Source organism: Streptomyces sp. NPDC048106 (genome assembly GCF_040706415.1).
Lineage (GTDB): Bacteria > Actinomycetota > Actinomycetes > Streptomycetales > Streptomycetaceae > Streptomyces.
This window is the reverse complement of sequence record NZ_JBEZND010000015.1, coordinates 14,063-27,434: the sequence shown is the minus strand read 5'-3', so window position 1 is coordinate 27,434 and position 13,372 is coordinate 14,063. Positions and strand designations below refer to the sequence as shown.

At 73.3% G+C, this 13,372-nt stretch carries 12 protein-coding genes and 1 pseudogene; 7 read left to right on the top strand and 6 right to left on the bottom strand.

The genetic code is table 11. The annotated features are described in order from the left end of the window. Window positions 1-67 precede the first annotated feature (67 nt). Window positions 68-401, top strand: a pseudogene (locus AB0927_RS17455) (LuxR C-terminal-related transcriptional regulator); the annotation flags it as partial. A 7-nt stretch (window positions 402-408) separates the two neighbouring features. Here AB0927_RS17455 and AB0927_RS17450 read toward each other — a convergent pair. Beyond that, window positions 409-1,839 (bottom strand): MFS transporter, encoded by a 1,431-nt coding sequence (locus AB0927_RS17450; RefSeq protein ID WP_366668465.1) that lies wholly within the window; start codon window positions 1,837-1,839, stop codon window positions 409-411. Window positions 1,840-2,050: 211 nt separating this feature from the next. On the opposite strand from AB0927_RS17450, the gene AB0927_RS17445 reads away from it, so the two are divergent. From AB0927_RS17445 to AB0927_RS17430, 4 genes are all read left to right on the top strand, one after another. Next, the gene (locus tag AB0927_RS17445) at window positions 2,051-3,796 is read left to right on the top strand and encodes an MFS transporter (protein ID WP_366668464.1); all 1,746 of its coding nucleotides are present in this window, start codon (window positions 2,051-2,053) and stop codon (window positions 3,794-3,796) included. Window positions 3,797-4,056: 260 nt separating this feature from the next. Beyond that, window positions 4,057-4,707 carry a class I SAM-dependent methyltransferase gene (locus tag AB0927_RS17440; RefSeq protein ID WP_366668463.1) on the top strand — a complete coding sequence of 217 codons (651 nt, stop codon included), beginning with the start codon at window positions 4,057-4,059 and terminating at the stop codon, window positions 4,705-4,707. A 22-nt stretch (window positions 4,708-4,729) separates the two neighbouring features. Then, entirely contained in the window at window positions 4,730-5,641 is a 912-nt protein-coding gene (locus AB0927_RS17435; RefSeq protein ID WP_366668462.1) for an N-acetylmuramoyl-L-alanine amidase, read from the top strand. 82 nt (window positions 5,642-5,723) lie between these two features. Next, a complete protein-coding gene (locus AB0927_RS17430) occupies window positions 5,724-6,527 on the top strand; it encodes a hypothetical protein (RefSeq protein WP_366668461.1) in 804 nt (267 codons plus the stop codon). 81 nt (window positions 6,528-6,608) lie between these two features. Here AB0927_RS17430 and AB0927_RS17425 read toward each other — a convergent pair whose 3' ends face one another. From AB0927_RS17425 to AB0927_RS17410, 4 genes are all read right to left on the bottom strand, one after another. Then, complete coding sequence (locus AB0927_RS17425; RefSeq protein WP_366668460.1) at window positions 6,609-7,202, bottom strand: hypothetical protein; 594 nt, start codon at window positions 7,200-7,202, stop codon at window positions 6,609-6,611. Window positions 7,203-7,295: 93 nt separating this feature from the next. Next, entirely contained in the window at window positions 7,296-8,363 is a 1,068-nt protein-coding gene (locus AB0927_RS17420) for a prenyltransferase (protein WP_366668459.1), read from the bottom strand. Then, on the bottom strand, window positions 8,360-9,106 hold the full coding sequence (locus AB0927_RS17415) for a class I SAM-dependent methyltransferase (RefSeq protein ID WP_366668458.1): 747 nt from the start codon (window positions 9,104-9,106) through the stop codon (window positions 8,360-8,362). Before AB0927_RS17415 ends, AB0927_RS17420 begins: the two co-directional genes overlap by 4 nt. Beyond that, a complete protein-coding gene (locus tag AB0927_RS17410) occupies window positions 9,100-10,620 on the bottom strand; it encodes a glycosyltransferase family 4 protein (RefSeq protein WP_366668457.1) in 1,521 nt (506 codons plus the stop codon). The genes AB0927_RS17415 and AB0927_RS17410 overlap by 7 nt, the downstream gene beginning before the upstream one ends. A gap of 220 nt (window positions 10,621-10,840) precedes the next feature. Here AB0927_RS17410 and AB0927_RS17405 point away from each other — a divergent pair, with 220 nt between their 5' ends. Together AB0927_RS17405 and AB0927_RS17400 are read left to right on the top strand one after the other, a co-directional pair. Beyond that, complete coding sequence (locus AB0927_RS17405; protein ID WP_366668456.1) at window positions 10,841-11,473, top strand: TetR family transcriptional regulator; 633 nt, start codon at window positions 10,841-10,843, stop codon at window positions 11,471-11,473. Window positions 11,474-11,515: 42 nt separating this feature from the next. Then, window positions 11,516-11,962, top strand: coding sequence for a nuclear transport factor 2 family protein (locus AB0927_RS17400; protein ID WP_366668455.1), 447 nt, complete (start codon window positions 11,516-11,518; stop codon window positions 11,960-11,962). Here AB0927_RS17400 and AB0927_RS17395 read toward each other — a convergent pair. Further along, on the bottom strand, window positions 11,946-13,352 hold the full coding sequence (locus tag AB0927_RS17395; protein WP_366668454.1) for an FAD-dependent monooxygenase: 1,407 nt from the start codon (window positions 13,350-13,352) through the stop codon (window positions 11,946-11,948). The genes AB0927_RS17400 and AB0927_RS17395 overlap by 17 nt on opposite strands. Between the last annotated feature and the right edge of the window lie 20 nt (window positions 13,353-13,372).

Here is a 13,372-nt window from a genome sequence, read left to right as displayed (position 1 = left end):
GGGGAACGAGAACACGCCGGGGTGGGAGAAGTTCCGGTGCCAGGTCGCGGCGAAGGAGCCGCGGTCGCGGGCGCCGGCGGCCGGGGCGGCCGGGTTGCTGGTCGAGGACGGGCCGGTGGAGGAGCCGGCGGCGGCGATCCGGCGGGTGCCGGCCGGGGAGACCGGGGTCGACCCGGGTCCGGCGACGGCCGCGCTGAGCGCCGGGCCCGATCCGCGCACGCCGCGCGAGCGTGGATGTGCTGAAGGCGTCCGCGGACGGGGCTACCGTCGCCGATGTCGCGGGACGGCCGCGTCCGTCCGAGTCCACCGTGCGCGCCTATCTGTCCTCGGCCATCGGGAAGACCGGCACCCGCGACCGCGCGGAAGCGGTGCGGGAGGCCCGGCAACGGGGGTCGCTGTGAGCGGCGGTCAGATGCGCGGCAGGCGGCGCGGCAGCCACAGCAGCATCAGCAGCGCCCCGGCCAGCAGCACCGCCGTGGAGGCGCGGAAGGCCAGCGCGTAGCCGTCGGTCAGGGCCTGGGGACCGGTGCCGGTGCCCGTGCCGCCGGCGGCGATCGTCGACATCACCGCGAGCCCGAGGGAACCGCCCATCGTGCGGGAGGTGTTGACCAGGCCCGAGACCACGCCGGCCTCGCCGGTCGCCGCCCCCGACGTCGCCAGCGCGGCCAGCGGGGTGGTGGCCAGTCCGCCGCCCAGCATCATCAGGATGCCCGGGCACATGATCGCGGTGACGTACGCCTCGTGGGCGCTCATGGTCGACTGCCAGGCGAACCCGCCCGCGGCCACCAGCGTGCCCAGCACCGCCACGTTGCGCGGCCCCGCCGTCCGCATCAGGCGCGGCGCCACCTTGGAGCCGATGACCACGGCCAGCGAGCTGGGCACGAGCGCGGCGCCGGCCTGGAGCGGGGTGTAGCCGAGCGCGTTCTGGGCGTACAGCGTCATGAAGTACCACATGCAGAACATCGCCGAGCCGGACACCAGCATCGCCGCGTTCGCCGAGGCCACCGGGCGCCGCCGCAGCAGTGCGAGCGGCATCAGCGGGGCCGGCGTCCGCGCCTCGACCAGCAGGAAGAGGGCGATCAGCAGCACCCCGGCGGCCAGCGGCACGAGGGTGGCCGCGGCGGTCCAGCCGTTCTCCTGGGTGCGCGAGATGCCGTAGGCGAGGGTGCCGAGGCCGGCCGTGACCAGCAGGGCGCCGGGCAGGTCGAGCCGGCGGCCGTCCCCGGCCCGGCTCTCCACCAGCCATCGCAGCGAGCCGGCCAGCACCACCGCGCCGACCGGCACGTTGATCAGCAGCACCCAGCGCCAGGACAGCGCGTCCACCAGCACCCCGCCGACGAGTCCGCCCGCGGCACCGCCGCCCGCGCCCACCGCGGCCCAGGTGGCGATGGCCCGCGCGCGTGCGGCGCCCTCCGGCACCGCGGCGGTCAGGAGGGTGAGCGTCGAGGGCGCGAGGACTGCCGCGCCGAGCCCCTGCGCCGCGCGGGCGAGCAGCAGCTGCCAGCCCTCCTGGGCGAGGCCGCCGCCGAGCGAGGCCAGGGTGAACAGGCCGAGGCCGACGAGGAACATCCGCTTGCGGCCGTAGAGGTCGCCGGCCCGGCCGCCGAGGAGCATGAAGCCGGCGAAGGCGATCGCGTACGCGTTCACCACCCATTGCAGGCCGGAGGCGTCGAGGCCGAGGTCCGTGCGCATCGAGGGCAGCGCGACGTTCACCACGGAGACGTCCAGCACCACCAGGAACTGTCCGGCGCAGGCCAGAGCCACCACCAGCCAGGTCGGGGGTGTCGCACGGCGGGATATGAGGGGCGCGGTGTCGGCGGTCTCCAGCATGGATGTCATGGTCTCAGGCCGGTTGCGGTCCTTGCATCGGCATTTCGGACCAGTGGTCCTACCCCCGCCGGACTAGGTCATCTGATCACCCCGATCCCCTGACGAAGAGTCAGAAATCCATAGGATGGTCAAATAATCGTTAGAGGCCTGAAGCAACGGAATAGTTGCGTGTGCATACGAGGTTTACCCGTCACTTATGTCCTACGGGAGGCCGCACTCAATGACCCACACGACGACCGACGAACCTCGGCGGAAGGCGAGCGGGGCCGTCGTCCCGGTGCTCGCCTTCGCGGGCATCGTGGTCGCGGTGATGCAGACCCTGCTCGTGCCGGTCATCAAAGACCTGCCGCAACTGCTGCACACCGCGCCCAGCAACGCCACCTGGGTGCTCACCTCGACCCTGCTGTCTGGCGCCGTCGCCACCCCGATCATGGGCCGGCTCGGCGACCTGTACGGCAAGCGGCGCATGCTGATCGCCAGCCTCGCCGTGATGGTGCTCGGCGCGCTGGTCAGCGCGCTCACCAGCCAGCTGCTGACCATGATCGTGGGCCGTACCCTCCAGGGCTTCGCGATGGGCGCCATCCCCCTCGGCATCGGCCTGATGCGGGACATGCTGCCGCGCGAGCGGCTCGGCTCCGCCATGGCCCTGATGAGCTCCTCCATAGGCGTGGGCGGCGGCCTCGCGCTGCCCGCCGCCGCCCTGGTCGCCCAGCACGCCGACTGGCACGCGCTGTTCTACGGCGCCGCCGGCCTCGGCGTGCTCGCCATCGCCCTCACCCTGCTCACCGTGCCCGAGTCCCCGATGCGCGCGGAGGGCACCTTCGACCTGCCCGGCGCCCTCGGTCTGTCCGCCGGTCTGGTGCTGCTCCTGCTGCCCGTCACCAAGGGCAGCGACTGGGGCTGGGCCTCGGCGACGACCCTCACCCTGTTCGGCGCGGCCCTCGCCGTGCTCCTCCTGTGGGGCCTGTACGAGCTGCGCGCCAAGGCGCCGCTGGTCGACCTGCGCACCACCGCCCGGCCCGCCGTGCTCTTCACCAACCTGGCGTCGATCATGGTCGGCGTCGCGTTCTACGTCGTCTCGCTGGTCCTGCCCCAGCTTCTCCAGCTTCCGAAGGCCACGGGGTACGGGCTCGGTCAGTCGATGGTCGTCGCCGGTCTGTGCGTGGCCCCGCTGGGCCTGACGATGATGTTCACCGCGCCGGTGTACGCCCGTCTCTCCGCCCGCTACGGCCCCCGGACCACCCTGATCATCGGCCTGCTGATCATCGCGGTCGGGTACGGCGGCGGGCTCGGCCTGATGCAGGCCGCCTGGGAGACGATCCTCACGTCCGTGATCCTCGGCGCGGGCATCGGGCTCGCGTACTCCTCGCTGCCCGCGCTGATCGTCGGCGCGGTGCCGGCGTCGGAGACCGGGGCGGCGAACGGGCTCAACACCCTGATGCGGTCGATCGGCACCTCGGTGTCCAGCGCCGTCATCGGGATGGTGCTCGCGAACACGGCGCACACCGTGGGGGGCATGGCGATTCCGACGATGCACGGGTTCCGGGTGTCGTTCGTCATCGCCACCGGTGCGGTGGCGGCAGGGCTGGTGCTCGCGCTGTTCCTGCCGAAGACCGGCCGCCCGGCCCCGCAGCACCTCCAGCTCCGGGCCAGCAGCGAGGAGGACGCCGTCCTGGAGCTCGCGGAGGAGGTGCTGCGCGGCTTCCGGGGGCGGGTGCTGGACGCCTCCGGCGTCCCCGTCGCCCGCGCCAAGGTGACACTGATCGACCGGCGGGGGCGGCAGGCCGGGGCGACCCTGTCCGGGACGGACGGGGCCTATGTGCTCGCGGTGCCGGCGGAGGGCGCGTACGTGCTCGCCGCGAAGGCCGCCGGCCATGGGCCGCTCGCCTCCGCCGCCACCCACTCCGGCGAGGAGCGGGCCGTCGTGGTGGACCTCTCCCTGCCTGGTGAGGCGGTGAGCGTGTAACACCCAGGGGGGCTTCCTTAGGGCCTCTCGTTTGGATCACGCCGGGCTCGCGGGCCCCGGCACCGCGCCTCGCGGCGTTGTCGTCGGTTGCCATGGCTCCGCCATGTCGCCCTCCTCCGCCTTGCGACGCACGGCACCGGACCCCGCTCCCTGATCCGGCCTGAGCCAAACGAAAGACCCTAGGGGAGCCCCCCGTCGCCTCGGTGGCGCGGGGTGCGGCAGCATGGGGCCCGAACAGCCGTGCCACCGAAAGGCGTCCTATGGCCACCGCCCCCAAGCCCGAGATCCTCGCCGCGTTCGAGGCGGCCAAGGGGTTCATGCCCGTGGACGAGGGGCTGGCCCTGTACGCGGCGGCGGTGGAGGCGGGGGCGCTGGGGCTGCCCCTGCTGGAGGTGGGCACGTACTGCGGGCGGTCGACCGTGCTGGTGGCCGACGCGGCGCGGGCGGCGGGGGTGACCGCGCTGACCGTGGACCATCACCGGGGCAGCGAGGAGCAGCAGCCGGGCTGGGAGTACCACGACCCCGAGACCGTGGACCCGGAAGTCGGCCTGATGGACACGCTGCCGACCTTCCGGCGGACGCTCTTCAAAGCGGGCCTGGAGGAGCACGTGATCGCGCTGGTCGGCCGGTCGCCGCAGGTCGCGGCCGTCTGGGGCGGCCCGCTGGGATTCGTCTTCATCGACGGCGGGCACACCGACGAGCACGCGAACGCCGACTACGAGGGCTGGGCGCCGCACGTCGCCGACGGCGGGCTGCTCGCCATCCACGACGTGTTCCCCGAGCCCGAGGACGAGTTCACCGGGCAGGCGCCCTACCGGGTGTATCTGCGGGCCCTCGCCTCCGGGGCGTTCACCGAGGTGGCGGTGACCGGCTCGCTGCGGGTGCTGCGGCGGACGGGGGCGGGGATCTGAGGCCCCGGTTAGAGTCGCTGACGTGTCATACACAGGCCCGGAGTCCGAACCCCCGCAGCAGCGCGACCGCCCCTGGCGGAGGCCGCTCGTCGTGGCGCTCGCCGCGCTGGTGCCCGGAGCGCTGATCGGCTGGCTGGCGTACGAGACGGTGGGCGCCGGCGGGTCCGGCGGCCCGGAGCACGCCGCCGCCTCGCCCACCCCGGCCGCGCACACCTCGCCGCCCGCCTCCCCCGGCACCGACGCCAAGGCCGCCGCGCCGCTCAAGGGCAAGGTCGTCGTCATCGACCCGGGGCACAACACCGGCAACTTCCGGCACACGGCCGAGATCAACCGCAAGGTGGACATCGGCAGCAACTGGAAGGAGTGCGACACCACCGGCACCTCCACCAACGACGGTTACGCCGAGGCCCGGTTCACGCTCGACGTGGCGCACCGGCTGCGGACACTCCTGGAGCGGCAGGGCGCCACCGTACGGCTGACCCATGACGAGAAGGGCCCGGACTGGGGGCCGTGCGTGGACGAGCGGGCGGCGATCGGCAACAAGGCGCACGCGGACGCGGCGATCTCGATCCACGCCGACGGGGCGCCGACGGGCGACCGGGGCTTCCATGTGATCCTGCCGGGCGCCGTGCACGCGGGCGCCGCCGACACCCGGCCGATCGTCGGGCCCTCGCGCGATCTGGGCAAGCGCATCGCGTCCGACTTCCTGCGGGTGACCGGCGAACCGCCGTCCAACTACATCGGTCACGGCACCGCTCTCGATACCCGCACGGACCTCGGCGGTCTCAATCTGTCAACGGTTCCCAAGGTGTTCATCGAGTGCGGCAACATGCGCGACGGCACGGACGCGGCGCTGCTGACCAGCGGATCCTGGCGGCAGAAGGCCGCGCAGGGAATGTCTGAGGGAATCGTGAGTTTCCTGCGCGAGTCCTGACCGGGGTCACAACCGGCCGGACAGCCGGATCTTGCGGACGGTAGTGTCTACCGACGACGAGACGACTCACGAAGGACCTGAAGTGAACATCCGCTCCCTCACTAGAGGCGACGGCGTGGTGATCGGGGCAGCGGTGTTGCTGTTCATCGCGTCGTTCCTCGATCTCTACTCCTACTCGGCCTCCGGCTTCTCGGACAGCCAGGGCGTATGGGACAACCTTGGGACGGGCCTCGGCACATACATGGGGGCCGTCCTCGGTGCCGCGCTGATCGTCCTCAACCGCTGCATGCCGCAGCAGCGCAAGGTGCTGGGCCTGGATCTCGGCATGGTGGGCACGGGCTTCACGATCCTTTCCGCGTGGACCCTGTTCTGGACCCTGGTGGACGTGCCGGACCACATCGACGCGGGCTCCGGCCTCGTGCTCGGGTTCATCGCCGCCCTGGTACTCGCCGGCGCCGCCGTCGCCACCCCGCTGGTCCCGGCCCTCCAGGCCGCGCTGCTTCCGGCCCCCAAGCCGGTCGCGCCGCAGCCCTACGGCGCCCAGCCGCCCGCGGGTTACGGCTACCCGGGCGTCCAGGGCGCCCAGCCGCAGCCGTACGGTGCCCAGCCGCAGCAGGGCCAGCCGTACGGCGCGCAGCAGCCGGCGGCGCCCGTGCAGGGTGCCGCGCCGCAGCAGCCCGCTCCGGCGGACTTCTCGCCGTTCTGGTTCGCGGTGCCGGTGACCCGTCCGCTGTTCGCGGAGGACGGCTCGCCGACGCCGATCGCCGAACTGGCGCCGGGCACCTGGTACTTGGCGGTCGAGCAGCGCGGTGCCGCGCTGGTCGCGCAGACCCAGGACGGCCGTCGCGGCGTGCTCCAGGACACCTCGGGCATTCAGCGAGGCTGATCAGCAGCACATGACGACGGCCCCTCGCCCGTGCGGGCGGGGGGCCGTCGTCTTGCCGAACTCCTGGGCGCTCACGGGGACTTACTGGCCGCCGCTGCGGAGCTGACCGGGCGTCGGCACCTTGTTCTGGACCGGAGCACCGGCTCCCTTCCCCGCGTCCTTCACGTTGTTGATGACGTCGTTGAAGTCGCTCGCCGCGCCGGTGTCACCGTTGCGCAGCTTGGCCGGCAGGTCCTTCAGGTTCTGGATGCTCTTGCTCAGCGGCGCGAGCGCCTTCGAGAGCAGCGGGTCGCCCTTGGCGTTGCGCTCGGCGGCCCGGAGCCGGTTGTAGGTGAACAGACCGGCGACACCGGCCTTCACCAGGGCCAGCCTGCGGCCATGGGCACCCTTCTTGAACTTGCCCGCCTTCCACGGCTTCACGATCCACTCGTAGGTGGCGCCGGCCGCGAGGCCCGCGTTCGCCACGAACCTGGTCTTGGCGAACCTCTGTTTCTCGGCGGAGGTGGTGGGGCTGGGGCTGGGCTCGGCCGCGGGCTGGTTCAGGGCCGCCGCGGCGACCGTCCCCCGGGGGCTGGTGTGGGCACCGGCGCTGCCGCTCGCGTAGGCCGTCGCACCGGCCACCAGGGCACAGCACAGCGTCAGCGCCACACAGAGACGCCGTATCGGTACAGGCACGAGGTCCTCCCGACGTGTCTTTCCGAGTGGGGAGCTTCCTTCTCCACCGTCACTCCGCGCACGCGGTTACGCCACTCGGGGGAACGCGTCGGGTCAGCAGCAGTCCGGGGCCAGGCCGGCCGGGAGGTGCGCGCCGCCGAAGACCGCGCAGGTGGCCTCGTGGCCGCCCAGCGCGGCGACCGCGAGCAGTAGGGAACCCGCCGTCCAGGTGGTCAGTTCGCGCGGCCAGACGGCGTCGTCGTCGAAGACGTAACCCGTCCAGTACAGGCCGGACTCGGGGTCCCGCAAGTGCTGGACGGACTTGAGGATCTCCAGGGCCCGGTCCGACTCCCCCACCGCCCAGAGCGCGAGCGCCAGTTCGCAGGACTCGCCGCCCGTCACCCACGGGTTGGGCACGACACAGCGCACCCCGAGGCCCGGGACCACGAACCGGTCCCAGGATCCGGCTATGCGCGCCGCGGCCTCCGCCCCGGTCAGGGCGCCGCCGAGGACCGGGTAGTACCAGTCCATCGAGTAGCGGTCCTTGTCCAGGAACCGCTCCGGGTGCCTGCGGATCGCGTGCCGCAGCGCACCGGCCGCCAACTCCCAGTCGGGCTGCGGCTCTTCACGCTGCTCGGCGATGGCGAGCGCGCAGCGCAGCGCGTGGTGGACGGAGGAACTGCCGGTGAGCAGGGCGTCCGTGGTGGGCGTGCCGTCGTCGTCGCGCCGCCAGCCGATCTGGCCGCCGGGCTGCTGGAGGGCGAGTACCCACTCCACGGCCGCGTAGACGCTCGGCCACAGGCGGTCCAGGAACGTGTCGTCGCCCGTGGACAGGTAGTGGTGCCAGACGCCGACGGCAATGTAGGCCACGAAGTTGGACTCGCGGCCGCGGTCGGTGACGTCGTCGTGGGCGCCGTCGGCGTAGGCCGCGTACCAGGAGCCGTCCTCGTTCTGGTGCCGGGCGAGCCACAGGTAGGCGCGCTCGGCGGCCTCGTGCTCACCGGCCGCGTCCAGGGCCATGGCGGCCTCGGTGTGGTCCCACGGGTCCAGGTGGTGGCCCCGGAACCACGGGATCGCGCCGTCCTCCCGCTGGGCGGCGAGGATGCCGCGGACGGTCGCGGCGGCCTGGTCCGCGGTCAGGACCCCGGGCAGGACGAGGTATTCCGTCCGGGGGGTGGTCACTGGGCGGCCGCCTCCTCGGCGAGCCGGGGCAGGTGGGGCTTGGTCGCGTAGACCACGAAGCTCTTGCCCATCACCGGGTTGAGCGTGCGCTCGGCGAGCCGGGTGGCCAGCGGCTTCTTCATGATGTCCCAGACCAGCAGCTTGTGGTACGCGCGCACCGGCAGCGCCTTGTCGTTGTCGACGCCGAAGGCGCACTTCAGCCACCAGTACGGGGCGTGCAGGGCGTGCGCGTGGTGGCTGCCGTACGGCTTCAGACCGGCCTCGCGGACCTTCGCCACCAGCTCGTCCGCCTTGTAGATGCGGATGTGGCCGCCCTCGACCTCGTGGTAGGCGTCGGACAGCGCCCAGCAGACCTTCTCCGGGCCGTAGCGGGGCACGGTGATCGCGATCCGGCCGCCGGGCCTGAGCACGCGCACCATCTCGGCGAGCACGCCCTTGTCGTCGGGGATGTGCTCCATCACCTCGGAGATGATCACCACGTCGAACGAGTCGTCCGGGAAGGGCAGCGCCAGCGCGTCGCCCTCCATCGCGGTCGCGGTGGCGCCCTCGGGGGCCTCGCCGGCCTCCTTCATCGCCGCGAACCACTTGGTGACCTCGCGGATCTCCTCCGCGTTCTGGTCCAGGGCCACGACCCGGGCGCCGCGCCGGTAACACTCGAACGCGTGCCGGCCGGCTCCGCAGCCGAGGTCCAGGACGCGGTCTCCCGGGGCGATGGGGAACCGGGAGAAGTCGACGGTCAGCACGTGGCCCTGCTTTCGGGAGAGACGCTGGTGTCACTTGAGGAGGCTGCGGGTTCCGCACTCACCGGGACGACCACGGACGCGATGGCGATGGGGGCGGCGGCGGGGGCGGCCCCGGGCACGACGACACCAGGGGCGGTCGCGGGGGCGCCGGCGGTGACCGTGGAGGTCGGGGCGCTTGCGGGGCGCGGGGAGCGGCGGGGGCGGGGGGTGGGGGTGGAGCGGGCGATGGCTTCGCGGTAGTGGGCGACCGTGCCCTCCGCGGCGCGGGCCCAGGTGAAGTTGGCCAGCACCCGCTCGCGGCCCGCCGCGCCGAGCCGGGCCCGCAGTCCGGGGTCGACGAGCAGCCGGCCGAGCGCGGCGGCCAGTGCCCCCGCGTCGCCGGGCGGCACCGCCAGGCACGTCTCGCCGTCGCGCCCGGCGACCTCGGGGATCGCGCCGCCGGTCGTGGCGACCAGCGGCGTGCCCGTGGCCATGGCCTCCGCGGCGGGCAGGGAGAACCCCTCGTACAGCGAGGGCACGCAGGCGACCTCGGCGGAGCGGATCAGGTCGACCAGCTCGGCGTCCGAGATGCCCTTGACGAACTCGACGGCGCCGGTCAGGCCGTACCGTTCGATCGCCTGGGCGACCGGCCCCTCGGCCGGGCGCTTGCCGACGACGACGAGGTGCGCGTCCGGCTGTTCCGTGCGCACCTTGGCCAGCGCCTCCACGAGGAACACCAGCCCCTTGAGCGGCACGTCGGCGCTGGAGGTGGTGACGATCCGCCCCGGCACCTCGGGCACGGCCGAATCCGGCGCGAAGAGGTCGGTGTCGGCGCCGATGTGCACCACGTGGACACGCTCCCGGCGCACCCCGAGGTGGTCCACGATCTCCTGCCGGGAGCTGCCGGAGACGGTGAGCACCGAGGGCAGCCGGCGGGCGACCCGCTTCTGCATCCGGGTGAAGGCGTACCAGCGGCGCACCGAGTACCGCCGCTGCCAGCCCTCGGCCGCGTCCAGCTCAAGCTGCCGGTCGACGGTGATGGGGTGGTGGACGGTGGTGACCAGCGGGGCGCCGACGTCGCCGAGGAGGCCGTAGCCGAGGGTCTGGTTGTCGTGGACCACGTCGAAGTCGCCGCGCCGGGCCCGCAGCATCCGGCGGGCGCGCAGCGAGAAGGTCAGCGGCTCGGGGAAGCCGCCGGTCCACATCGTGCCCACTTCGAGGGCGTCGATCCAGTCCCGGTACTCGTCGCGGCCGGGGGTGCGGAAGGGGTCGGGCTGGCGGTAGAGGTCGAGGCTCGGCAGCTCGGTCAGGGTGAGCGAGGGGTAGCCCTCGTCGAGCACGGGGTACGGCTGGGAGCCGATGACCTCCACGCGGTGTCCGAGGCGGGCCAGTTCGCGCGAGAGGTGCCGTACGTAGACGCCCTGTCCGCCGCAGAACGGGTTCCCCTTGTAGGTGAGGAGCGCGATGTCGAGCGGTCGCTCCCCGTCGGCAGCGGAGTCCTCACGGGCATCCGCTTCCCGGGCCTCAGCGGTCACTCTGTGCCCCCTTCTGCCTGCACTGTCCCGCGACACTACGACGGGACGCTAATCTAGAACAAGTTTCAGACTTGATCGTTCAGGAGGCTCCGAATCTACCGGCAGGTAGGGGTGCTGTGAGCAGTGGATCAGGTGATTCGCGCCACGGCGCGCGGCCCTGCGATGCTGTCTGATCACGTGCCCTGCCGACACCCTCACCGACTGTCACGGAACGGGACCCATGCCTGCGGAAGTCAGTACGCCGCGCCCCGCCTCGCCTCTCACCGCGCGTCAGGAGGCCCGCCGTCGCCGGATCCTGTGCGCGAGCGCGCGGCTGGCGGGCCGAGGTGGTTTCGACGCGGTGCAGATGCGCGAGGTGGCCGAGTGCTCGCAGGTGGCCCTGGGCACGCTGTACCGCTACTTCCCGTCCAAGGTCCACCTGTTGGTGGCCACCATGCAGGATCAGCTGGAGCGCATGCACGCCACCCTGCGCCGCAGGCCCCCCGCGGGTGAGACCGCCGCCGAGCGGGTCGCCGAGACCCTGATGCGCGCCTTCCGTGCCCTCCAGCGCGATCCGCACCTGGCCGACGCGATGGTCCGCGCCCTCATCTTCGCCGACCGCGGTGTCAGCCCCGAGGTGGACCAGGTATCCCGTCAGACGACGGCGATCATCCTGGACGCCATGGGCCTGGCCGACCCCACCCCCGAGCAGCTCTCCGCGGTCCGCGTCATCGAGCACACCTGGCACTCGGCCCTCATCACCTGGCTCTCCGGCCGCGCCTCCATCGCCCAGGTGAAGGTCGACATCGAGACGGCCTGCCGGCTGATCGACCTGAGCACCCCCGCAGACGGCGGCGCGCGACCGGTGGTGTGAATTCCCTTCGCGGTGGGGCGACTTGGGCTGGTACAAAGGCACATGGACCCTGTGCAGCGGCTTCTCGCCGAACGCGCCTGCGAGCGCCTGATCCTGGAGTTCGTCCACCGCCTCGACCTCGGTGAACCCGCCGGGGTGGCCGAGCTGTTCACCGAGGACGGCACCTGGCGGTGGCCCCCGCCCGGGGACGGGCGCGCGGTGCGGGGGCGGGCGGCGCTGCGGGAGTACTTCGGCGCCCGGCCCGCCGACCGGCTCTCCCGCCGGCTGATGTCCAACGTCCTGGTCACGGTCGCCTCCGCGCAGACGGCGACGGCGGTCTCGTACTTCTCCACCCACCGCGTCGACGGGTACGCCGGCGGTCTGGTGCCCGCCGGGCCGCCGGTCCAGGTCGGGCACTACGAGGACCGGTTCCGCAACGTCGGCGGGGACTGGCTGCTCGCCTCGCGGGTGCTGCGGCTGCCGTTCGGCGGGCCTACGCCCAGGGTGTGAGGGTGGCCAGGAAGGACCGTTCGGCGGCCGTCAGGGGCGGGCCCGAGAGGGCGGGCAGGGGCGGTCCGGTGAGGGCGTGGAGGAGCGCGTCGGGGCGGAGGAGGCGGGAGGGCGGGGTGCGCAGGGTGGTGACGTCCCAGAGGACGGCGGCCGCCGCGTAGGAGCCGGTGGCCGCGTGGTTCAGCCGCCGGGAGTAGGCGGCGGTCATCCGGTTCCCGAGCGTGGCCCGGCCGCCCTCCACCCCGGGGTAGAGGACGTCCGTGCCGACGGCCGCCGCCCAGGCCCCCTGTGCCGCGCGGGCCACCGCCCGCTGCACCCGCCGCGCCAGCCCCGGCGCCTCGATCCCGTGCTCGCGCACCGCCCGGGCGAGGGCGCGGGCGCCGAGCGCGGCGGCCGACATGCCCTGTCCGTAGACCGGGTTGAAGGCGGCCACCGCGTCCCCGATCGCGACCAGGCCCTCCGGCCAGAACCGCGCGTTCTCCAGGTACCGGCGGGAGTTGCCGGTGCTGCGGCTGACGTGCACCGGGCCGAGCGGTTCGGCGGCGCGGATCAGCCGTCCCACCAGGGGACTCGGCAGGCTCAGCGCGTACGCGACGAAGGCGTCCGGGTCCTTCGGGGGCTCGCTGCCCCGCATCCCGGCGAGGCTCACCATCCACCTGCCGTCCTCGATCGGCACGATCATGCCGCTGCGTCCGGGCCGCCCGCTCCAGGGGTCGGCCTGGATCAGGGTCATCGGCCAGTCCCGGGCGCCGGGCGGGGTGCGGTAGACGCGGGTGGCGTTGGCCAGGCCGCTGTCGACGGTGCGCTCGCGGACGGCGCCCACGCCGAGGACGTCGAGCCAGGACAGCAGCCGGGTGCCGCGGCCGCTCGCGTCCACCACCCAGTCGGCGTCCAGGTCCGCCGGCGGGCCGCCGTCGGCGTCGGCCAGCCGTACCCCCCGCACCCGGCGCGCGCTGCCGCGCAGTCCGGTCACCCGGGCGCGGCGCAGCACCACGTTGGGGTTCGTGTCCAGCAGCGCCCGGCGCACGCCCCACTCCAGCAGCGGCCGGCCGGCGGTCATGGTGACGAAGGTGCGGTGCCGCCAGCGCCGGAACCAGCCCACCGGGGCGAGCGCCAGCAGGTCCGAACTCAGCGCCGTCTCCCTGGCCCCGGCCGCCACCAGCCGTCCCCGCAGGTCCGCCCCGGGGAGCAGTTCCTCCATCACCTCCATGCCGCCGGGCATCAGCAGGTGGGCGTGCCGGGACTGGGGCACTCCCCTGCGGTGCTCGGGCCCCTCGGGCAGTTCGTCGCGGTCGAGTACGACGACCTCGGCCACGGCGGGCGCCAGCGCCGCGGCGGCGAGCAGACCGGCCGGGCCTGCCCCGATGACAACGGCTCTTCGTGCGTTCACGGTTCCCCAATTCCTCCGCC